Here is a 20,017-nt window from a genome sequence, read left to right as displayed (position 1 = left end):
GGTGATATCGGGGTTGGCCTCTTCGCGGGCTTGCCCGCTCCCACAGGTACTGCACAGGTCCATCGGGCTGTGAGTATCCTGCGGGAGCGGGCAAGCCCGCGAAAGGGCCGGTACAGGCGACCTTTCAGTTACAGCAGTTCGAAGCTCTGCTGTTGCACCGCCTGGGAATCCAGCCCGACCTGGACATTGAACTCCCCTGGCTCGGCAACCCGCTGCAGCTGGCCATTGTAGAACTTCAGGTCTTCCTCACTGATGCGGAAGGTCAAGGTGCGTGACTCGCCCGGCTTGAGCATCAGCTTCTGGAAGTTCTTCAGTTCTTTTACCGGGCGGCTCATCGACGCCGACACATCTTGCAGGTACAACTGCACCACGGTCTCGCCGGCTACCTTGCCGGTGTTCGCCACCGTCACCTTGGCCTCCAGTGTATCCCCACGCTTCATGTCCTTGTTCGAAAGCTTCAGGCCCGACAGCTCGAAGCTGCTATAGCTCAGACCATAGCCGAACGGGTACAGCGGGCCGTTGGGCTCTTCAAAGTACTGCGAGGTGTAGTTGCCCGGTTTGCCAGGGGTGAAGGGCCGACCGATGCGGGTGTGGTTGTAGTACATCGGGATCTGCCCGACCGAGCGCGGGAAGGTGATGGCCAGCTTGCCGGACGGGTTGTAGTCACCGAACAGCACGTCGGCAATGGCATTACCGCCTTCAGTTCCGGCAAACCAGGTTTCGAGAATGGCGTCGGCCTGCTCTCGCTCCCAGCTGATCGACAGCGGCCTGCCGTTCATCAGCACCAGCACCAGCGGTTTGCCGGTGGCCTTGAGGGCTTTGATCAGCTCGCGCTGGCTGGCCGGAATTTCCAGGGTGGTACGGCTCGAAGACTCGTGGGACATACCGCGGGACTCGCCGACCACTGCCACCACCACATCGGATTGCCTGGCCGCCTTGACCGCTTCATCGATCAGCACCGCAGGCGGGCGCGGGTCGTCGACGATTTCCGGGGCGTCGAAGTTGAGGAAGTTCAGGTAATCGAGGATCGCCTTGTCGCCAGTGACGTTGGAGCCTTTGGCGTAGACCAGCTTGGCCTTGCCTTCCACGGCGCGGCGCAGGCCTTCGCGTACGGTCACCGAATGCACCGGTTTACCGTCGGCGGCCCAGCTGCCCATCATGTCGATCGGGGCATCGGCCAGCGGGCCGACCAGGGCGATGGTGCCGGCCTTTTTCAGCGGCAGGGTCTGGTTGCGGTTTTCCAGCAGCACCAGGCTGCGGCGTGCCACGTCGCGCGCAGCTTCGCGGTGCAGGCGGTCGTTGCCGTAATAGTCTTTCAGGTCGGTTTCGGCTTTGCCGATGCGCACGTAGGGGTCCTTGAAAAGGCCCATGTCGTACTTGGCACCGAGCACTTCGCGTACCGCCTGGTCCAGTTCGCGCTGGGTCACTTCGCCGGACTTCAGCAGGCCTGGCAGCTCTTCGCCGTACAGGGTGTCGTTCATGCTCATGTCGATGCCGGCCTTGATCGCCAGCTTGGCGGCTTCACGGCCGTCACGGGCGACGCCGTGGCGGATCAGCTCCTGGATGGCGCCGTGGTCGCTGATGGTCACGCCTTTGAAGCCCCACTCCTTGCGCAGCAGGTCATTCATCAACCAGGTGTTGGAGGTGGCCGGCACACCGTTGATCGAGTTCAGCGCCACCATCACCCCGCCAGCACCGGCGTCAAGCGCGGCGCGGTACGGCGGCAGGTAGTCGTTGTACATTTTCGGCAGGCTCATATCGACCGTGTTGTAGTCGCGCCCGCCTTCCACTGCACCATACAGGGCGAAGTGCTTGACGATGGCCATGATGCTGTCGGGGTTGGCCGGGCTGCTGCCCTGGAACGAGCGCACCATCACCTGGCCGATCTTCGAGGTCAGGTAGGTGTCCTCGCCGAAGCCTTCGCTGGTACGGCCCCAGCGCGGGTCACGGGCGATATCGACCATGGGGGCAAAGGTCATGTCCAGGGCGTCGGCCGAGGCTTCGATGGCGGCAGTGCGGCCGACCTTGGCGACGGCGTCCATGTCCCAGGTGGCGGCCATGCCCAGGCCGATCGGGAAAATGGTGCGTTCGCCGTGAATGGTGTCGTAGGCGAAGAACATCGGGATCTTCAGTCGGCTGCGCATGGCCGCGTCTTGCATGGGGCGGTTTTCGGGTGCGGTGCGCGAGTTGAAGGTACCGCCGATGCGGCCTGCTGCGATTTCCTCGCGGATCTTTTCGTGGGGCATTTCCGGGCCGATGCTGATCAGGCGCAGCTGGCCGATCTTCTCGGCTTCGGTCATCTGGCTGATCAGGTGCTCGATGAACGCCTGCTTGTCCTGCAGGGGCGGGGCGTAGGGGGCGGCAAGAGCCGCCTGACTGGCAAGGCCCATGGCCAGGCCCAGCAAAGACAGTTTCATCATCAATTCCGTTGTGGGGCCTCTGCCGTATCCAGGGTGATACGCGCGCGGCCGGAGTTTTCAGGCGGCTATTGTTGTACGATTTGCAGGCTTAGGTTCCAGCAGCGGATTATGCCTGAATATGTCCCCTGCGGATGAAGCCCCGAGTGCCGGGACAACAACTATAAGAACGCTCAAGAGACCGACGGCATGACCCCCTTCGACGAGTACCATCAACGGCAGATTGCCGAAGCCATTGCGCGTGCCGAACGGCGCACCGATGCCGAACTGGTGACGGTGCTGGCCCGCCGTGCCGACGATTACGCCTATTGGCCGTTGTTCTGGGCCGCCGTGCTGGCGCTGGCGGTACCGGGCCTGTTGCATTGGCTGGTGGGCTGGCCCGGCGTGCGTGGCTTGCTGGTGGCCAACGTGCTGCTGTTCGTCGGCTTGTGCCTGCTGCTACGCAACCCGCGCCTGGCCGGCTGGCTGATCCCCCGTGGCCTGCGTCGCTGGCATGCTTCTCGGCTGGCCCGCCAGCAGTTTCGCGAGCAGAACCTGCAGCGCACCGCAGGCGCCACGGGCGTGCTGATTTTCGTCAGCGAGGCGGAGCGGCATGTGGAGATCCTGGTCGATCGGGGTATCGAACACTGCCTGGATGCTGAAGCCCGCGCGGCCATGGGTGCCCGCCTTGCCGAACAGGTGCGCCAGGGCCAGACGTTGCAGGGCTTTGTCGAGTGCATCGAGGCGTGTGGCGAGCTGCTTGGCCAGCACGTGCCGGCAACCCATGCCCGTAACGAGTTGCCCAACCGGCTGGTCATTCTCGATTGATTCGGATCCGCCTGGCTTGACGCGTCCCTGTGGGAGCGGGTTCACCCGCCAATGCTGCCTGGAGGCTACCGACGCATTCGCGGGTAAACCCGCTCCCACAGGGTGTAGAATGCGCTTCCCGCTATTCGAGGCACCGTTTCTCCATGTCCGCCAGTACTTCCGCCCACTCCGCGCCGGATGCGCGCGCTCAGTTTCTCGACCTGCTGAACGCCGCCCTGCACGGCGATACCTTGGTCAAACTGGTGCTGGCGCGCCATGTCGGTGCCGACCAGACATTGCAACGGATCATCGCCAAGCCGCTGCAGGTCAAGGGCCAGCCGTGCCTTTCGCTGGTCTACCGCCACCAGACGCGTGACATCACCCGCAACCTGCCGCTGGACCAGGCCCAGGCGCTGGTCGCCGAGCTGCTGCCAGACAGCTTCCGCAACGCCCACCTGTTCGATGCTGACGGCGAAGTGCAGCTGACCTTCAGCAAGAAGGGCAAGCCGATGCTGCAGCGTCACGGCGCACAGGCACCGCGTGATGTCACTGCCAGCAGCGGCCATGACCGCGAGAAGAAGCGTTACCTGGCGTTGTCGCGCCCGTTTTTGCGTGACCTGGGCGTAACCGATGCACAAGGCGCGCTGATTCCGTCGATGTCGCGCAAATGGAAGCAGATCAACAAGTTCATCGAGGTCTTCGACCACGCCCTGGCCAGCGCTCCGGTGCCGGCCGGGCAGGCACTGCGGGTGGCCGACTTTGGCTCGGGCAAGGGTTACCTGACCTTCGCCATGCACGATTACCTGCGCAACAGCCTGGGCCGCGACGCACAGGTAACTGGCGTGGAACTGCGCCAGGACATGGTCGACCTGTGCAACAGCGCTGCCGCACGCCTCGACCACCCGGGCCTGGAGTTTCAGTGCGGTGATGTGCGCAGCGTGGTGCCTGAGGCCATCGAAGTGATGATCGCCCTGCATGCCTGTGACATCGCCACCGACTACGCCATCCATACCGGTATCCGCTGCAACGCCGCGATCATCATGTGCTCGCCGTGCTGCCACAAACAGATCCGCCCGCAACTGCATAGCCCGGGGTTGCTGCAACCCATGCTGCAGTACGGCCTGCACCTGGGCCAGCAGGCCGAAATGCTGACCGACAGCCTGCGCGCGCTGTACCTGGAAGCCTGCGGTTACGAGACCAAGGTGTTCGAGTTTATCTCGCTGGAGCACACCAACAAGAACAAGATGATTCTTGCGGTGAAGCGGCCCAAGGCGGCAGATAACGGGGCGTTGCTGGAGAAGATTGGCCAGCTCAAGGCGTTCTATGGGGTGCAGGAGCATTGCCTGGAGACGTTACTGCGGGCGGATGGGTTGCTCTGACGGCTGCACGTCGGACCTGATTGAGGCGCACATTGGGTATGAATCTCCAATCGATGTAGGGAAATTCCTAATCGCACTTTGCGGCGATTTCTTTCATCAGCCTTTCTGTAGTGTGGCGTGCACGCTTGTCGAGCGTTTTGGTTGTCAGTTGACAACTCTCGAGTGGCGGGCTCACACTGGAGAAAGCTGATGGCACGCCCCTGTCACGCCAAGAAAGAGGTCGAGCAGGCCTTGAGGCACGCAGAGTCAAAGGGATGGAAAATCGTAGTGGGCGGTGGGCACTGTTGGGGAAAGATGTATTGCCCCCTCAATGATGCCGATTGCCGGTGCGGGGAATACTGCATTGTCAGCGTATGGAGCACGCCGAAGAGTGCTGGCAATTTTGCGCGACAGCTAAAGCGTGTGGTCGACAACTGTTCGGGCAGCCGGAAGGCAGCTCATGCGCCGAATGCTTGGAAGGAGTAATCGCAATGGAGTACGAGTTCACCCTGAAGTATCAATTGGGCGAAAACGAAGATACCGATGTGCTATTGGAGCGTCTGGCTGAAGGCGGGTGTGATGATGCGTTGGTTGGCGTAGGTCAGCCGGGTCGGTTGGCACTGGCATTCATTCGCGAATCTTCCTCTGCCAAAGAGGCTATCGAGAGCGCGCTTGCTGACGTTGGCAAAATTGTTCCGCGGGCTCGCCTGATCGAAGCGACTCCCGATCTCGTGGGGCTTACCGATGTGGCTGAGATCATCGGCATGTCTCGGCAAAACATGCGGAAATTGATGGTGGCGCATTCGGTCAGCTTTCCTGCACCTGTTCACGATGGCAGTACTTCTCTCTGGCACCTTGCCGACATTTTGCTCTGGTTGCAGGAGCGAGGCAGCTACTCGATTGCTCAGGGCACCTTGGAGCTGGCTCGCATAGCGATGGCTGTCAATGTTTCCAGTTCATACAAGCGTGTTTTCGGCGAGTCTGGCTTGGCCCATTGAGCTTGTGCACCGAGCCCACCTCATCTTCGGTTAAGCGGCATCTCAGTAGCTAACGCCGCCAGCCCCAACGGATGCGTACTGGCATCAAAGAAATGCACCTGCGTCCCCGCCAGATTTCCGAATCGATCAATATAGTGTTGCTTCTGGTTGATCACTGAAGCCTCGCTCAATGGCCTTATGGCAATCGACAGATGCTGTGGCCGCGCCTGGCGGATGGCTTCGAGCAGGTGCTGGTCACTGCTGTCCAGATGCTGCCCGAACAGGCATAGCCCTTGGCTTTCCCGGGCCAACTGCCCAAGGCACCAGCTCAGGTAGTCCGAGTTGCGGATGGCGCGCAGTTTTTCGTCGCTGCGGTCTTCGTTGACGAACAGCGGCACCTCTCCGGGGATGTTCACCGCAAAGCCATCGAGCAGCTCGGCGTTGTCGGCGCTGCGTTGGCGTGTGGTGCCGTCAGGCAGCTTGAGCAAGTGCAGGCCGCCATGCAGGTGCAGCACCCGGGTGCCTTCGCTGCGGGTGCGGCGCACATCGAAAAAGCCTTGCTCGTCGAACAGGTTGGCGAAGCCCTGCGGAGCATGTTGTACGGCCCAGGGCAGCAGCAAGTCGTAGTTGCTGGTGTAGATACTGCGGTAGCCGCGCAGGGCCTGGTTGAGGGCTGCCAGGGTGGTGGCTGGCATCAGTGACCACGGCAGGTGCACCGTGCGCACGGCGTGGATCAACCCTTCCTTGATCGAGTAGTAGCGGTTCAGCGGCGCGGTGGAGTTGATGGCCAGCGCGGCGTTGGCGCGCACGGTGGTGTTGAGGGCGCTGAGCACGGGCTCGAACAGTTCTGTGCCCAAGGATTTGAACAGCGCCTGGTCGCTGACCGCCAGGCCTTTCTTGCGGCCGGCGCGTTGCGCTTCCTCGAACAGCGAGAAGTAGCCAAACGGCTTCCACACTGCGCGGCTGGCACCGTTGCCCAGCAGCAGGGCGTCGCAGGGGTGGCGGGCAGCGAGTTCTGGCCAGGGGGTGAGGGTGGCGTCAAGTGCGGGCATGCTGGGGTCCGTTGGGTGGAGCGGAGAACGGGGGCGACTTTAGCATGTCATGCACGGTGTGCGAGGGTTGGTGTCCACGCCAGGGTCTTGTGTTGGCTGCACTGGCCCTGTCGCCGGCAAGCCAGCGCCTACAGGTACGGCACAGCCCATGAGCCTTGCGTCGTACCTGTGGGAGCTGGCTTGCCGGCGATAGGGCCAGTGGTCATAAAACACCTCTTTAGTCCTGCTCGGCAGCCGGCACACTGCGGTTCCGGTTGCGCCACACCCGGTACGCGCGAATCCCGGCCCGTACCGATCCGAACAGCAGCTTGTCTTCCATTTCCCGCGCCATCCCCGAGCGTACCAGCATGCGCAGGAACGTACCCCGGGCGCGTGCGATGGCAAAGAAGATGCCTTGCGCGGCCAGGGTGTCGCGTACTTCACGCAGGGCAGCGATGCCGCTGACGTCGATGTTGGTGACTGCTTCGGCATCGAACAGCACGGCCTTGGGCTGGTCCTGGCTCTGTACCGCCTCGAGCAGGCGCATCTTGAAGTAGTCGGCGTTGAAGAACAGGATCGCGTCGTCGAAGCGGTACACCACCAGCCCTGGCACGGTGCGCGCGTCCTTGAATTTGCGGATGTCGACCTGGCCTTCGGTCCCAGGCAGCCAGCCCAGTACGGCATCGGTGGGCTGGTAGATGCTGTACAGCAGGCGCAGGATCGCCAGGGTGACGGCAAACACGATACCGGGCAGCACGCCCAGACCCAGTACGCCGACCGTGGTCAGCAGACACAGCCAGAACTCGAAGCGGCTAAGACGCCGGATGCTGCCCAGTGACTTGATGTCGATCAGCCCCCAACCGGCCATGAGCAGCACGGCGCCCAGTGCACCTTGCGGGATCCACGCCATGGGCGCGGTGAAGAACAGCAGGATCAGGGCGATCACCAATGCCGCGATGATGCCCACCAGCTGGCTTTTGCCACCGACCATGTCGTTGACTGCCGTACGCGAGTCGGCGCCGCTGATGGCAAAGCCCTGGGAGATGCCGGCCGCCAGGTTGCTGACGCCCAGGGCGACGAACTCGTGGTTGGCGTTGATCGCATAGCCATGCCGGGCGGCAAAGCTGCGCGCTGTCAGCATCGCGCTGCAGAAGCTGACGGTGGCAATACCCAGGGCGTCGCGCAACAGGCTTTTCATTTCCTCCAGGTTGCTGTGCGGCCAGGCCAGCTGCGGGATGCCGGCAGGTACCGGGCCCAGGACGGCAACGCCGAAGCGGTCAAGGCCGAACAGCCCGGCCAGCAGCATGAACAGCGCCACTACCGTGAGGGCTGCAGGCAGGCGCGGGTAGCGCCGCGGCAGCCAGATCAGCAAGCCCAGGGCGGACAGGCCGATGAGCAACGTGACCCAGTGAATTTCCCCCAGGCGCTGGAAGAAATTGATCAGGCTGAGGATGAAACCGTCGCCTTCGATCTTGAACCCTACTACTTTGGACAGCTGCCCCGCGATCAGGCTCAGGCCGATGCCGTTGAGGTAGCCGATCAGGATTGGCCGCGAGAAGAAGCTGGCGATGAAGCCGGCACGGGCAAGGCCGGCAGCAATCAGCATCACGCCGACCAGCACGGTGACGATTACCGACAGTTCGACGATGCGCTGCGGGTCGCCCATGGCCAGCGGAGCCACAGCACCGGCGATCATCGCGCAGGTGGCGGCATCGGGGCCGACCATCAGTTGCCGCGAGCTGCCGACCAGGGCATAGACCATCATGGGCAGAACGCAGGCATACAGGCCGTATTGTGGCGGCAGGCCGACGATTTGCGCATAGGCGATGGCGATGGGGATCTGGATCGCTGCGACCGAGAGCCCGGCCTGCAGGTCGGCATGCAGCCACTCGCGGCGGTAGTGCAGCAGGTTGGCAAGGCCCGGTAGCCAGCGGGAAAGAAACATGCGTCATCCTTTCGAAATGTTTCACGAATCCATTGAGCATATGCGCCACAAGCCGTTTCGCGTGCACGCGTATACATCCGCAGGGCATTGAAGCGGATCAGCAGGCAATTGGCCATGGGCCAGGTCAACGTGGGGGCAGAAACGAAAAAAGGAGCCAAGGCTCCTTTTGACTGCGATGACGTTGCTGGAACGTCATGCTGGAATGCAATGTGGAGCGGGTAGAGGGAATCGAACCCTCAACTAAAGCTTGGGAAGCTTTCGTTTTGCCACTAAACTATACCCGCGTCTGCGCAGCACTTTTTACCAGAACCCTCCAAGAATTAGAAGCCCAAGTTATAAAAAAGCTTGTCGGCACCCCATGGCTTGCGGGATCAGCTACAGAGTGCCGAGGCGCTCAGATGGCCAACGCATGCTGCCCCTGCTGAACCTGCCGGTAGTGTTGACGAGGCTCACGCACAGTCGGCTTGAGGAAGCCCAGCAGGGCGCTACGGGTATTTTCGCAGGCGGTCTTGTTTTCCATGTCGAGGAAATGCCCCGCGTCGCGGATCACGCTGAACTGGCTTCTGCCCACATGCTTGCCGAACTGCCGGGCATCTTCGGCCGTGGTGTATTCGTCGCGGTCGCCGTTGACGAACAGTACCGGGATGTCGATATTCCGCGCACCCTCCAGCGCTCGTCCCAGGTCGTGTTGCAGTACCTGGTTGATGTGAAAGTGCATCTGCGCGTACTCGTGGCTGTCCAGGCTGCTGACGTGCCGGTAGTTGAAGCGCTTGAACAGTGACGGCAAGTGCTTGCCGATGGTGTCGTTTACCAGGTTGCCGACCTGATACCGGTCGCAGGCGGCCAGGTACTGGCAGCCACGGTCCAGATAGTCGCGCATCGGCTCGTTGATCACCGGCGAGAACGAACTCACCACTGCCTTCTTCACGTTCCGCGGCTGGTGCGCCAGCGCCAGCAGCGTGCTTGCGCCACCCCACGAGAACGACATTACATGGTCTGCCTGAAAGTGCTCTATCAGCTCCAGGAGGATATGCGACTCGGTCTCCTTGCTGATCAGGCGCTCCTGACGGTTATGCGGCTTGGACTTGCCGGCATATGGCTGGTCGAACAGTACTACATTGAACTGCGGGTGCAGGTTACGTACCGTCTGGGCGAACGAGGCGGTGGTGGCCAGCGAGCCATTGATCAGGATGATCGTATTCTCGGCCGCATCCGCGCGATAGAACTCCGTGTAAACCCGATACTGACCTTGGATATCAAGTACAGCGATTTCTGGCCTCATGTCATCGACTCCTGGCGCAAAAAGGGTATTCGCGTCACCTAGGGTGCACGTTCTTTATGACAGGTAGGCATTTGCCTGAAGAGAAACCGGGGGGCCCTGTGTCGATCCTTGGCACGTGCGTCGACGGTATTGTTTTTGGCGGGCAATTTGCCGTGCCCCAAGGCATCAAGGCTTTGGGTAGCCGGCAAAAAGTGTCTTCGACTGCAAGCGTGACTTGGTAGTCACATGCAGACTGACGATTTGGATTCAAGCAGTGGGTCGCGGATCGCGCAAGTGCCGTTCGGGGGGAAATGTGACTTTTGTCGCTCAGTGGTCGTATGACGACCCTGCACTGTCTGTGCCGGCCTATACAGTGGCTATTTCTGCCGCCGTCAGCTCCCGGAAGTCCCCCGGCGCCAATCCCGGGTCCAGGCGGATCGCTCCCATGCTCTCCCGGTGCAACATCACCACCTTGTTGTCGAAGAACCCGAACATGCGTTTGACCTGGTGATAGCGCCCTTCGACGATCGCCAGCCGAGCCCGGCGCGGGCCGAGGATATCCAGCTGGGCGGGCTGGGTAGTCAGGTTCTCGAAGGCAAAGTAGAAGCCCTCACGGAACCTGGCCACATAGTGCTCGCCAATTTCGTTTTCGGTTTCCACCAGATAATGCTTTGGCAGCTTGGTGGCAGGCTGGGTCAGGCGCCGAGACCATTGGCCATCGTTGGTCAGGAGCATCAACCCGGTGGTGTTGAAATCCAGGCGCCCGGCAATGTGCAGGTCATCACGCAGTGCTGTGGGCAGCAGGTCGAGCACGGTGGGGTGTTGCGGGTCCTGGGTGGCGCTGACGCAACCCTGTGGCTTGTGCAGCATCAGGTAACGCGCGGGGCGGCCCGCCTGGAGCAATTGCTCGTCCAGCTCGACACGGTTGAATTCACGCACCTCGGTCAGCGGGTCGCTGACTACTCGGCCATCCAGGCGCACACGGCGTTGCGCCAGCATCAGGCGAACTTGCTGGCGGTTGTGGCAGGGGAGGTTGGCGAGGAAACGGTCGAGGCGCATTGGAGCAGGTCAGTGGGGACTAGTGGAGCGCAGTTGTGCCTCAACGGCGGCGCAGCGCGGGCACAGGCAGGCTTTGTCCCGCAACTCGGCGGGCAGGGCCTGCAGCACGGCCGGATCGATACTTACGCTATAGCACCAGCAAGCCTGGGTGGCCCGACGCGGGTCGGCCAGGCTGCATTGGTTCAGGGCTCCGCAAGCGGGGCAGTGTTGGCTGTCATTCATGGCGGGTTTCACTGCAGACGCGGTTGCGGCCGGCCTGCTTGGCACGATAAAGCGCACGATCGGCGCGGGTCAGCAGGGCGTGCAGGGTATCCCCTGGCTGCAGGCTGCTCAGGCCGATGCTGATAGTCAGGCGCAGCGGCTGTTCTTCGTAGCTGAAGGTCAACTGTTCGGCACGGCGGCGGATCTTTTCCGCCACCTCGATGGCCTGTCGGCCTTCGGCTTCACGCAGCAGCACGATGAATTCCTCACCGCCCCAGCGGCACAGTATATCTGACTGGCGCAGGCTGCCTTGCAGTACATTGGCGAATTGGCGCAGCACTTCGTCGCCTGCCAGGTGGCCATGGGTGTCGTTCAGCGCCTTGAAGTGGTCCAGGTCGATCAGCAATGCCACCAGCGGCCCACTGTCGCGCTGGGCTTCGTGCAGGGCTTGGGCGGCGAGCAGGTCGAAGCTGCGCCGGTTGGGCAGGCCGGTGAGGCTGTCGAGGGTAGCCAGGGCTTCGGTGCTGGCCTGGTGACGGCGGACCATGGCATGCACCAGCGCCAGGACCACCAGCGTAATCATCGCGCAGATGGCCAGGTTCAGGTACAGAGAGTGGCGGATGCGGTCGAGGGCGCCGGTTTCGCGCTTGTCCACCAACAGGTACCAGTCCAGTTCGGGCAGGTGGCGCACATTCAGGAAGTGGCTGTGGTTGTCGCTGTCGCGGTATTCGTGGCTGCCTTCACCGGGCACCAACTGCTCGGCCAGTACGTCGTTCAGTTCGGGGTTGTCGCTGAGCGGCTGGCCGACCCGCAGACCATGCGGGCCACCTTCCGAGCCGGTCATCAACACCCTGCCCTTGGCGTCGGTGAACACCACCGAACGCTGGTAGCGGCGTTGATACTGGTCGATCAGCTTGACTACCGACGATACGCTCAGCCCGACGCCGGCGGCACCGATGAAGCGGTGCTGGTAGTCGTGCACCTGGTAGTTGATGAAGACCGCCAGGCTGTCCTGGTTGGCCATGTCCAGATCGACGTTGATCTCATAGGGGGCTTTGAGGTCACGCAGGCGGAAATACCAGGCATCTCGCCAGGTGCCTGGTTCGACGTGCTTCAGCACGCCTTTGGCCTGGTAATAAGTGAGGGTGCGGTCAGACACGAAAAAGGATGTGGAAGTGTCCTGCTTGCCCATGACTTCGCCAAGGTAGCGCGTCATGCGCTCGGTATCCTGCTCGCCGGACAGCACCCAGTCGCGCAGGAAGGTGTCCTGGGCCATCATCGAGGCGATCAGCACCGGACGGATAAGGTCCTTCTGGATTTCCGAGTAGACCGTGTCGGAAGTCAGCGGCAGTTCGGTATTGATGATGCCGTCGCGAATGGCGCTGCGCGAGGCGAAGTAGCTGAGCAGTGAAGTGGCGAGGAAGCCGCAGGCCAGTAGCACCAGCAGGGTAAAGATCAGCGAGCGCTGCGAAAACAGAGCGGAACGTAACGGCATGATCTTCCCGTGATGTGTGCCAGGGCGCCCATTCTAGTGAGATGGCCGGCAAATGACTGCAAGTTTTTTGGGGTTATCGCACCTGTATCAAATTATTGCATAAACGGCACTGCACCTCGGCTTCGCGGTCTTATTCAGTGTCGATGAACGCGTTATGCATCGATGCTCGCCAGCGCCGCTGTTCGGGCACTCCAGCGGTCCAGGAGGCCGCCATGTACTCTCGAATCCTGTTGATCGCCCTCTTGGGGCTGATGACTTCTGCCTGCGCCCCGTACTACGAGAGCGGGGGCTATTATCGCTCGGATTACTACTCTACCGACCGCTACGTGTCGCCAGGGTACTACCGCTATGACCGTTACTACGTGGCGCCGCAACCGCGCTATTACTACCAGCCGGCACCGCGTTATTACTATCGGTCGGCGCCCGCGCCGCAATACCGGCCGTATCCGCAGCCGGGTGTGAACCAGTGGCACGGCAACCCGCGCTATGACTATGGCAACCGCAATCGGCAGGACTACAGGCAGGATCGGGACCGGCATGATTATCGTGATGGCAGCCAGCGCTACCAGCACGGCGACTGGCACTCCAATGGGCAGGGTAATGATGGCGGACGCCGGGATGGCCGACCTGGGCAAGGGCGAGGCGGAAACTGGCAGCGTTAGTTGAATGAACGCTGCCCCAGATCCTTGAAGTCAACTCAGATCCGCCAATGGATGCCGCCCCTCCCACGCCTTGGAAAAATGCGCCTCGACCACCGCCGCCGGCACCTGAGCCACATCCGGCCAGTGCCAGCGGGGGTGGTTGTCCTTGTCCAGCAAGCGGGCTCGCACGCCTTCGCTGAATTCCGGGTGGCGGCAGCAATTCAGGCTCATGCAGTATTCCATCTGGAACACTTGCGCCAAAGACAGGTGCTGCGCCCGGCGAATCTGTTCCCACACCAGGTGCGCGGTCAGCGGGCAGCCGTCGTGCAGCCGCTGGCCTGCTTCTGCAAGCAGTGGGTCGTCATGGTGCTTGAGCCCCTCCAACGCCCGCCAGGCCGCTGCAGCATCGGCCACATCCAGCAACGCATCGATCACCTGCCGCCGTGGCAGCCACTGGGCTTCGGGCAGCTCGGCGCAGGCGCGGTGCTGTTCGGCCTTGAGCAGGCTGTTCAATTGCAGGGCGGTCTGCTCCTGCCAGTTCAGTTGCAGCAGCTCTTCGATCAGTGCCTCTTGCTGGTGCTCCCCAAAAAAGCGGTCCGCCAGGCCCAGATCGAGGGCGTCGCGTGCATTGATCGGCGCTCCGGTCAGCCCCAGAAACAACCCCAGCTTGCCCGGCAGCCGGGCGAGGAACCAACTGGCACCCACGTCGGGGTACAGGCCGATACTGATTTCCGGCATCGCCAACCGGCTACTGGGTGTGACAATGCGTACATTGGCGCCCTGCAGCAGCCCCATGCCGCCGCCCAGCACATGCCCATGGCCCCAGCACAGCAGCGGCTTGGGGTAGGTGTGCAGGGTGTAATCCAGGCGGTATTCGGCGGCGAAGAACGTGGCGGCCAAGGGCGGCACGCTGCCGGGGTGCTCACGGCAAGCCTGCACCAGTGCCCGCACATCGCCCCCGGCGCAGAATGCTTTGCTGCCGTTACCGCGCAGCAGCACGCAGACGACCCCAGGGTCGCGCGCCCAGTCATGCAGTTGTTCGCCCAGCACCTCGATCATGGGCAGGTTCAAGGCATTGAGCGCCTTGGGCGCATCCAGGGTTGCGATGCCGATGCGGGCGCCGTCGGCGCCGGTGAGTACCTCACAATGAATGGCCATGGACTACCTCGCTCAGTCATCGCACAAGTATGGCCTGCCTGCCCGAACATGCCGGTCGTCGGTCGGATCGTTTGACAAGCGGGATGGGCTTACCTAGTGTCGCGCCATTGTTTACGGATGCCCCCATGACTGACGACGATCGCATCAAACTCGAACCCAGCTGGAAAGCCGCACTGCGCGCTGAATTCGACCAGCCCTACATGCATCAACTGCGCGAGTTCCTGCGCAGCGAGCGGGCCGCCGGGAAGGAAATCTACCCGCCAGGGCCGCTGATCTTCAATGCGCTCAACTCGACACCGCTGGATCAGGTGAAGGTGGTCATACTCGGCCAGGACCCCTATCACGGGCCGGGCCAGGCGCACGGCCTGTGTTTCTCGGTGCAGCCGGGCGTGGCCACGCCGCCGTCGCTGGTCAATATCTACAAGGAATTGCAGCGCGACCTGAACATCCCGATCGCCAGCCACGGCTACCTGCAGAGCTGGGCCGAGCAGGGCGTCCTGCTGCTCAACACCACCATGACTGTGGAGCGTGCCAATGCCGCGTCGCATGCCAAGAAGGGTTGGGAGTTGTTTACCGATCGGGTGATCCAGGTGGTCAGCGAGCAGTGCCCGAACGTGGTGTTCCTGTTGTGGGGGGCGCATGCGCAAAGCAAGCAGAAGCTGATCGACGGGACCAAGCACCTGGTGCTGAAGTCGGTGCATCCGTCGCCGTTGTCCGCTTACCGCGGGTTTCTGGGGTGTGGGCATTTCAGCCGGGCCAACAGCTTCCTGGAGCAGCGGGGGCTTGTGCCCATTGACTGGGCACTGCCCCCGTTGTGAAAAACCCAGTGGGGTACGTGATTGCTCAGGGGGTCATGCTGATACGTGGCTCGCCGCTTTGGCCAATTGCAACACCCCGCGCATGGTTCTGGCGCACATACGCAACCAAGGCCTCCACGTCGGAGATGCCAGCGTCCTGACGTTGCCTTCCTTCCTTGAGCGTAGTCAAGCCACCGCCACCATCGGCCAGGAACAGATTGCTGACCACCCGGTAATAGGTCGATGGTTCAACGCGTTTGCCGTCGAGACGTACGCTTTCCTCGACAACCCGGCTGCCAGCCGGCCGTGATCCATCCCATTCATAATGGAAACCTTTGGATACTTGCAGTGGATTGAAATTGCCCCTGTTCCATTGAAGGTTGAGCAGTTCAATGATCTGCTTGCCTGTCAGCTCCTGAACCACCAGTGGGTTATCGAACGGTTGTACGGCGAATAACTGTTCGTAGGTCAGGTCACTGTTGGCAGGCTGTATAAGATCACTTCGCAACCCACCCAGATTGAGGAAGGCAATCTGTGTCTGAAATGCCTGGGTCATGGCCAGTTGGGCATCCGTGACGAAGTTCCCCAAGGTGGTTTCACCGGCGGCATTTACTTTGCGGTTAAGGTCTGCTGTGGCGATGCGGCCTATGGGTTCGAGCAATTTTTCCCCGGAGCGGTGACGCACTTCTTCCAGCAAGCTGGTCAACTTGGCATTCGGCACGTAAGCCTGCGGGTCTACCGGAAGATTGCGGGCGGTGATGGTTTTGACGTTATGGGTTCCTGGCGTTACCTCCAACTTCAACTGGGTCATGAAGTGGCCGTATTTGCCAGCCTGGGTAATGCTCAGGTCACCGACCTTGCATTGATAGCTGGCATGCGAATGGCCGCTGATCACGGCATCTACTGCGGGATCCAGCCGTTTCGCCACGTTTACGATTGCGCCATCCAGCTGGCTGCAATCCTGCTTGTCGAACGGCTCGGAGGTATGTCCCCCCTGGTGCATGACTGCAATGATTGCATTGACGCCTTTGGCTTTCAGCTCCGGAATCACTTCATTGATGGCGTGCGCTTCGTCCGTGGCTTTGAGCCCTGTGAATGCTCTCGCCGAAACCACTTTTTCCATGTTCCGCGGCACTGCACCGACAAACGCTATCTTGACGCCTTTTACCTCCTGGATATGGTAGGCCGGCAGCAAGCGTTTGCCCGTCGTGGTATCGATCAGGTTGGAGGCTATGTAAGGGAAGCCACTTCCTGGAAAGGTGCCGCGGAACTTGCACGCCTTTTCCGGGCGCGTTGATTCGCACCCTCCGTGAATCTGGCGGAGGAACTCCGCCTTGCCGGCATCCAGTTCGTGGTTCCCGGATGAGCTGACAATCATGCCCATCGAGTTCAGGGCCTCAAGCACTGGCTCGTCAGCCCAGAGCGCTGAAGTTGCGGGGCTGCCCCCTATCAGGTCGCCCGCCCCAATGAACAGCAGTTCGGGGTCTTGCTTTCGCAGTTCATCGAGCATGGCGCCGAGTGTGGCAATGCCGCCATAAGTCAGGCGGGTAACACCCTGCGCGCTGGGGTAGTCTTGAGGGTTGGGTTCCATGTAACCATGAAGATCATTGATGGCGACCACGTTGATCTGGACGGGTGCAGGTGATTCTGCGGCAAGACTGCCTCCACTGAAGGCAAGGCAAGCCCAGGCAATGGCCGAGCGACAGTTGCAAGAAAGACGGACCTTCATCATTACCTCTTGAGTGCCGGGAAGTGTGTGGGTTTGCCGCCGATGAGGGCAGCAAACCGACTCTATTCACCCAGGCACTGGGCAAGTGGTAACTATCTATTTTCAGGGGGCTTGCAGCGCGATTACCTGTTATCCCACAAGCGGAAAAGCGGTTCTGCGAGAAACAACACCAAGATCAACCGCATCACCTGCAGCGCCGTCACCAGCGGCACTGACAATTGCAACGTTTCGGCCGTGAGGCTCATTTCGGCGATACCTCCAGGCATCATGCCCAGGGTAAGCGAACGAAGGTCCAGCGCTGTCATCTCACTCAACACCCACGCGGCACTGCCGGCAATGGCCATGCACAGTGCCGTGGCCAGCAGCGTGCGGGCCAGAAACGACGGGGCCCGGCGGAAGAATGCGCGGTTGAAGTGACAGGCCAGGCCGCTGCCGATCAGCCACTGGCCGATCTGGCTGGCGCCATTGGGCAGGGCGATCTGCAGGTTAGCGGCCAGGCTGACGGTGGCCGCCACCAGTAATGGCCCGAACAGCCAGGGGTTGGGTTGGCGCAACCGTTGCCAGAGGAATGCTACGGCGATGCCGAGCGGAGTGATCACCCCCAGCCAGCCCCAGCTGACGCTACCGGCGTGATTGAGCGGCACCCCGTCACCCAGCAGAAACTTGAACAGCGCGGGCACGCACAGCACCACCGCCAGTACCCGCAGGCTCTGCGCCGCCGCCACCTGGCTGAGCACTGCACCGTTACGGGCCCCCAGGTTGACCATCTCACCCGAGCCTCCAGGCATGCTGGCGAAGAATGCCGTGGCGCGGTCTTCACCGGTGCGCCGTAGCAGCCACACGCTGATTACGCTGGACAGGGTGGTGAACAGGGCGCCGAAGAGGATCAGCGCAAAATGGCTGCCCACCTGTTCGATCACCGCTGGCGTAAAGTGCAGGCCAATGCCGATGCCGATGATGCACTGCCCGCATTTGCGGCCGTTGGGAATCTCCGGCAGTTGCCAAGGTGTCAGGCAGCGCACCAGTATGATCGCCAGCAGCGAACCCACCATCCATGGCAAAGGCCAGCCGACCTTGCTGGCGAGGTAACCGCCAGCAAGGCCGACCAGCCCGGTTGCGACAAACAGCGGCAACGGTCGATCAGGCATCGGCCAGGGCCCGACGCTGCAGGCTGCGTTTGCGCCAGATGCGCAGCAGCGGCAGGGTAAGCATCAACACCACCAGCGCCCATACGCCCATGCTGATCGGGCTCGACCAGAGGATGCCCAGTTCACCGTTGGAGATCGACAGTGCGCGGCGCAGGTTCTGCTCCATCAGCCCGCCCAGGATGAAGCCGAGCAGGATCGGCGACAGCGGGAAGTCCAGCTTGCGCAGGATGTAACCCATGATGCCGATGCCGACCATCAGGAACAGGTCGAAGGTGGTGGCATGCACGGCGTATACGCCGATGGCCGTGATGATGGCGATCACCGGCACCAGCGCCCAGTTCGGCACGGCGAGGATACGGGTGAAGATGCGGATCATCGGAATGTTGAGGATCACCAGCATGATGTTGGCGATGAACAGCGAAGCGATCAGGCCCCAGACAATGTCCGGCTGCTGTTCGAACAGCATTGGGCCGGGGGTGATGTTGTACAGGGTCAGGGCGCCGATCATCACTGCGGTAGTGCCAGAGCCAGGTACCCCCAGGGTCAGCATCGGGACCAGCGCGCCACAGCAGGACGCGCCGATGGCGGTTTCCGGGGCTGCCAGGCCACGGGCATCGCCCTTGCCGAACTTGCCGCTTTCCCCAGCCAGGCGTTTCTCGGTCATGTAGGCCACGGCGCTCGCCAGCGTTGCACCGGCGCCAGGCAGAACGCCCATGATGAAACCGAGCAGGCCGCAGCGGATGTTGACCACAAATACCGAAGCCGCTTCCTTGAAGTTGAACAGCATGCGCCCGGTCGCTTTTACCGCCTGGTGACCATGGTGGGTCTTTTCCAGCAGCAACAGGATTTCACTGATGGAGAACAGGCCCAGCACCAGCACCACGAACTGGATACCGTCGGCCAGGTGCACGCTGTCACCGGTGAAGCGGTAAACGCCGCTGTTGGCATCGATGCCCACGGCCGACAGGAACAGGCCGATCAGGGCGGCAATGAAGGTTTTCAACGGTTTGTCACCCGCCATGCCGCCCAGGGCGACAATGGCGAACACCATCAGTACGAAGTATTCCGCCGGCCCGAAGGCGATGGCCCATTTCGCCAGCAGCGGGGCGAACAGCACCATGCCGCAGGTGGCGATGAAGGCGCCGATGAACGAGCTCCAGGCCGACAGCGACAGGGCAACGCCTGCCAGGCCTTGGCGAGCCATCGGGTAGCCGTCCAGGGTGGTCATCACGGTCGAGGCTTCGCCCGGGATGTTCAGCAGGATCGAGCTGATACGTCCGCCGTATTCGCAGCCCAGGTACACCGCGGCCAGCAGGATCAGCGCCGACTCTGGCGGCAGGCCCAGGGCGAAGGCGATGGGGATCAGCAGGGCCACGCCGTTGATCGGGCCCAGGCCCGGCAGCAGGCCGACCACAGTGCCGATCAGGGTGCCGGAGAGGGCGGTGACCAGGTTGTAAGGGGACAGGGCAACGCCGAAGCCCTGGCCCAGGTAGCTCAAGGTATCCATGTGTCAGTTCTCCAGTACGCTGAGCAGGCCAAGGGGCAGGGGCACGTCCATCACGCGGTCGAACAGCCAGTAGAGAAGCAGGCTCATGCCGGCTACCACGATGGCGCTCTGCAGCCAGCGGCCGCCATACAACCGGGCCATGGGCAGGCCGACCAGGATGGCGCTGAGGATGAAGCCCAGGGCTTCGAAGGTGGCCGCGAAGACGATCAGCAGGCCTACGCAGGCGGTGATCTTGGTCAGGGTTTCGCGGTCCAGTTCCGGTTCGTCGTCCTTGCGCACGATGGGCGTGGGGCGGAACACCAGGTACAAGAGGCCCAGGCTCATGAGGCCAAGCATCAGCAGTGGGTAGGCGCGCGGGCCTACCGGTTCATAGGAAAACGCCGCCTGGTAGGGCCAGGCCATCACGGCCAGGGCGGCGCACACCGCCAGCAGGGCCAGGGCGAAGATGCGTTGCAGGATCATTGGGGAATCCTCGTTGGGATTGCTCAAGTGAGATGCAAGTCCTGT

Annotated in this window: 18 protein-coding genes and 1 tRNA gene; 6 read left to right on the top strand and 13 right to left on the bottom strand. The window is 62.0% G+C overall.

From position 1 onward, the window contains the following. Window positions 1–128 precede the first annotated feature (128 nt). Complete coding sequence (gene bglX, locus CKW35_RS12050; RefSeq protein ID WP_095115998.1) at window positions 129–2,420, bottom strand: beta-glucosidase BglX; 2,292 nt, start codon at window positions 2,418–2,420, stop codon at window positions 129–131. Between the two features lie 186 nt (window positions 2,421–2,606). On the opposite strand from bglX, the gene CKW35_RS12045 reads away from it, so the two are divergent. From CKW35_RS12045 to CKW35_RS28850, 4 genes are all read left to right on the top strand, one after another. After that, window positions 2,607–3,224, top strand: a complete 618-nt coding sequence (locus CKW35_RS12045; RefSeq protein ID WP_095115996.1) for a TPM domain-containing protein — start codon at window positions 2,607–2,609, stop codon at window positions 3,222–3,224. 143 nt (window positions 3,225–3,367) lie between these two features. Further along, a complete protein-coding gene (locus tag CKW35_RS12040) occupies window positions 3,368–4,582 on the top strand; it encodes an SAM-dependent methyltransferase (RefSeq protein ID WP_016488853.1) in 1,215 nt (404 codons plus the stop codon). Between the two features lie 189 nt (window positions 4,583–4,771). Continuing rightward, a complete protein-coding gene (locus CKW35_RS28555) occupies window positions 4,772–5,047 on the top strand; it encodes a hypothetical protein (protein WP_083283771.1) in 276 nt (91 codons plus the stop codon). Window positions 5,048–5,348: 301 nt separating this feature from the next. After that, window positions 5,349–5,612, top strand: coding sequence for an SWIM zinc finger family protein (locus tag CKW35_RS28850; RefSeq protein ID WP_134792750.1), 264 nt, complete (start codon window positions 5,349–5,351; stop codon window positions 5,610–5,612). Here CKW35_RS28850 and CKW35_RS12025 read toward each other — a convergent pair. From CKW35_RS12025 to CKW35_RS11995, 7 genes are all read right to left on the bottom strand, one after another. Continuing rightward, window positions 5,580–6,590, bottom strand: a complete 1,011-nt coding sequence (locus CKW35_RS12025; RefSeq protein WP_016488851.1) for a DUF4917 family protein — start codon at window positions 6,588–6,590, stop codon at window positions 5,580–5,582. The two genes, CKW35_RS28850 and CKW35_RS12025, sit on opposite strands and share 33 nt — an antisense overlap. A gap of 217 nt (window positions 6,591–6,807) precedes the next feature. Continuing rightward, window positions 6,808–8,514 carry a SulP family inorganic anion transporter gene (locus tag CKW35_RS12020; protein WP_016488850.1) on the bottom strand — a complete coding sequence of 569 codons (1,707 nt, stop codon included), beginning with the start codon at window positions 8,512–8,514 and terminating at the stop codon, window positions 6,808–6,810. Window positions 8,515–8,724: 210 nt separating this feature from the next. Next, window positions 8,725–8,798: transfer RNA gene (locus CKW35_RS12015), tRNA-Gly, on the bottom strand. A gap of 110 nt (window positions 8,799–8,908) precedes the next feature. After that, a complete protein-coding gene (locus CKW35_RS12010) occupies window positions 8,909–9,796 on the bottom strand; it encodes an alpha/beta fold hydrolase (protein WP_095115995.1) in 888 nt (295 codons plus the stop codon). A 345-nt stretch (window positions 9,797–10,141) separates the two neighbouring features. After that, window positions 10,142–10,834: a pseudouridine synthase gene (locus tag CKW35_RS12005; RefSeq protein WP_016488848.1), complete on the bottom strand. Its 693-nt coding sequence runs from the start codon at window positions 10,832–10,834 to the stop codon at window positions 10,142–10,144. 9 nt (window positions 10,835–10,843) lie between these two features. Further along, a complete protein-coding gene (locus tag CKW35_RS12000) occupies window positions 10,844–11,056 on the bottom strand; it encodes a cysteine-rich CWC family protein (protein ID WP_083283714.1) in 213 nt (70 codons plus the stop codon). Then, window positions 11,049–12,530: a diguanylate cyclase gene (locus CKW35_RS11995; protein WP_016488847.1), complete on the bottom strand. Its 1,482-nt coding sequence runs from the start codon at window positions 12,528–12,530 to the stop codon at window positions 11,049–11,051. Before CKW35_RS11995 ends, CKW35_RS12000 begins: the two co-directional genes overlap by 8 nt. A gap of 212 nt (window positions 12,531–12,742) precedes the next feature. On the opposite strand from CKW35_RS11995, the gene CKW35_RS11990 reads away from it, so the two are divergent. Then, window positions 12,743–13,192, top strand: coding sequence for a hypothetical protein (locus CKW35_RS11990; RefSeq protein ID WP_016488846.1), 450 nt, complete (start codon window positions 12,743–12,745; stop codon window positions 13,190–13,192). 30 nt (window positions 13,193–13,222) lie between these two features. Here CKW35_RS11990 and CKW35_RS11985 read toward each other — a convergent pair whose 3' ends face one another. Then, entirely contained in the window at window positions 13,223–14,329 is a 1,107-nt protein-coding gene (locus tag CKW35_RS11985) for an enoyl-CoA hydratase/isomerase family protein (RefSeq protein ID WP_016488845.1), read from the bottom strand. A 125-nt stretch (window positions 14,330–14,454) separates the two neighbouring features. Between CKW35_RS11985 and ung the strand changes: the two genes are divergently transcribed. Further along, a complete protein-coding gene (gene ung, locus CKW35_RS11980) occupies window positions 14,455–15,147 on the top strand; it encodes a uracil-DNA glycosylase (protein ID WP_016488844.1) in 693 nt (230 codons plus the stop codon). A gap of 25 nt (window positions 15,148–15,172) precedes the next feature. Here the strand turns inward: ung and CKW35_RS11975 are convergent, their stop codons facing one another. From CKW35_RS11975 to CKW35_RS11960, 4 genes are all read right to left on the bottom strand, one after another. Further along, on the bottom strand, window positions 15,173–16,855 hold the full coding sequence (locus CKW35_RS11975; RefSeq protein WP_095115992.1) for a bifunctional metallophosphatase/5'-nucleotidase: 1,683 nt from the start codon (window positions 16,853–16,855) through the stop codon (window positions 15,173–15,175). Between the two features lie 122 nt (window positions 16,856–16,977). Beyond that, a complete protein-coding gene (locus CKW35_RS11970; RefSeq protein ID WP_095115990.1) occupies window positions 16,978–18,003 on the bottom strand; it encodes an AbrB family transcriptional regulator in 1,026 nt (341 codons plus the stop codon). Beyond that, window positions 17,996–19,510: a tripartite tricarboxylate transporter permease gene (locus CKW35_RS11965; RefSeq protein WP_016488841.1), complete on the bottom strand. Its 1,515-nt coding sequence runs from the start codon at window positions 19,508–19,510 to the stop codon at window positions 17,996–17,998. Before CKW35_RS11965 ends, CKW35_RS11970 begins: the two co-directional genes overlap by 8 nt. A gap of 3 nt (window positions 19,511–19,513) precedes the next feature. Continuing rightward, window positions 19,514–19,972 carry a tripartite tricarboxylate transporter TctB family protein gene (locus CKW35_RS11960; RefSeq protein ID WP_016488840.1) on the bottom strand — a complete coding sequence of 153 codons (459 nt, stop codon included), beginning with the start codon at window positions 19,970–19,972 and terminating at the stop codon, window positions 19,514–19,516. Window positions 19,973–20,017: the final 45 nt, after the last annotated feature.

Origin of the sequence: Pseudomonas sp. Irchel 3F3 (assembly GCF_900187545.1) — a bacterium.
GTDB lineage: Bacteria > Pseudomonadota > Gammaproteobacteria > Pseudomonadales > Pseudomonadaceae > Aquipseudomonas > Aquipseudomonas fortuita.
This window is presented reverse-complemented; position numbering and strand designations above follow the sequence as displayed.

Bases quoted from the DNA above. Each gene is read 5' to 3' on its own strand.
- CKW35_RS12010 (WP_095115995.1), bottom strand. From the start codon at position 9,796: ATGAGGCCAGAAATCGCTGTACTTGATATCCAAGGTCAGTATCGGGTT.
- ung (WP_016488844.1), top strand. From the start codon at position 14,455: ATGACTGACGACGATCGCATCAAACTCGAACCCAGCTGGAAAGCCGCA.
- CKW35_RS11995 (WP_016488847.1), bottom strand. From the start codon at position 12,530: ATGCCGTTACGTTCCGCTCTGTTTTCGCAGCGCTCGCTGATCTTTACC.
- CKW35_RS12020 (WP_016488850.1), bottom strand. From the start codon at position 8,514: ATGTTTCTTTCCCGCTGGCTACCGGGCCTTGCCAACCTGCTGCACTAC.
- CKW35_RS11970 (WP_095115990.1), bottom strand. From the start codon at position 18,003: ATGCCTGATCGACCGTTGCCGCTGTTTGTCGCAACCGGGCTGGTCGGC.
- CKW35_RS11990 (WP_016488846.1), top strand. From the start codon at position 12,743: ATGTACTCTCGAATCCTGTTGATCGCCCTCTTGGGGCTGATGACTTCT.
- CKW35_RS11975 (WP_095115992.1), bottom strand. From the start codon at position 16,855: ATGAAGGTCCGTCTTTCTTGCAACTGTCGCTCGGCCATTGCCTGGGCT.
- CKW35_RS12040 (WP_016488853.1), top strand. From the start codon at position 3,368: ATGTCCGCCAGTACTTCCGCCCACTCCGCGCCGGATGCGCGCGCTCAG.
- CKW35_RS12000 (WP_083283714.1), bottom strand. From the start codon at position 11,056: ATGAATGACAGCCAACACTGCCCCGCTTGCGGAGCCCTGAACCAATGC.
- CKW35_RS28555 (WP_083283771.1), top strand. From the start codon at position 4,772: ATGGCACGCCCCTGTCACGCCAAGAAAGAGGTCGAGCAGGCCTTGAGG.
- CKW35_RS12025 (WP_016488851.1), bottom strand. From the start codon at position 6,590: ATGCCCGCACTTGACGCCACCCTCACCCCCTGGCCAGAACTCGCTGCC.
- CKW35_RS11965 (WP_016488841.1), bottom strand. From the start codon at position 19,510: ATGGATACCTTGAGCTACCTGGGCCAGGGCTTCGGCGTTGCCCTGTCC.
- CKW35_RS12005 (WP_016488848.1), bottom strand. From the start codon at position 10,834: ATGCGCCTCGACCGTTTCCTCGCCAACCTCCCCTGCCACAACCGCCAG.
- CKW35_RS11960 (WP_016488840.1), bottom strand. From the start codon at position 19,972: ATGATCCTGCAACGCATCTTCGCCCTGGCCCTGCTGGCGGTGTGCGCC.
- bglX (WP_095115998.1), bottom strand. From the start codon at position 2,420: ATGATGAAACTGTCTTTGCTGGGCCTGGCCATGGGCCTTGCCAGTCAG.
- CKW35_RS11985 (WP_016488845.1), bottom strand. From the start codon at position 14,329: ATGGCCATTCATTGTGAGGTACTCACCGGCGCCGACGGCGCCCGCATC.
- CKW35_RS12045 (WP_095115996.1), top strand. From the start codon at position 2,607: ATGACCCCCTTCGACGAGTACCATCAACGGCAGATTGCCGAAGCCATT.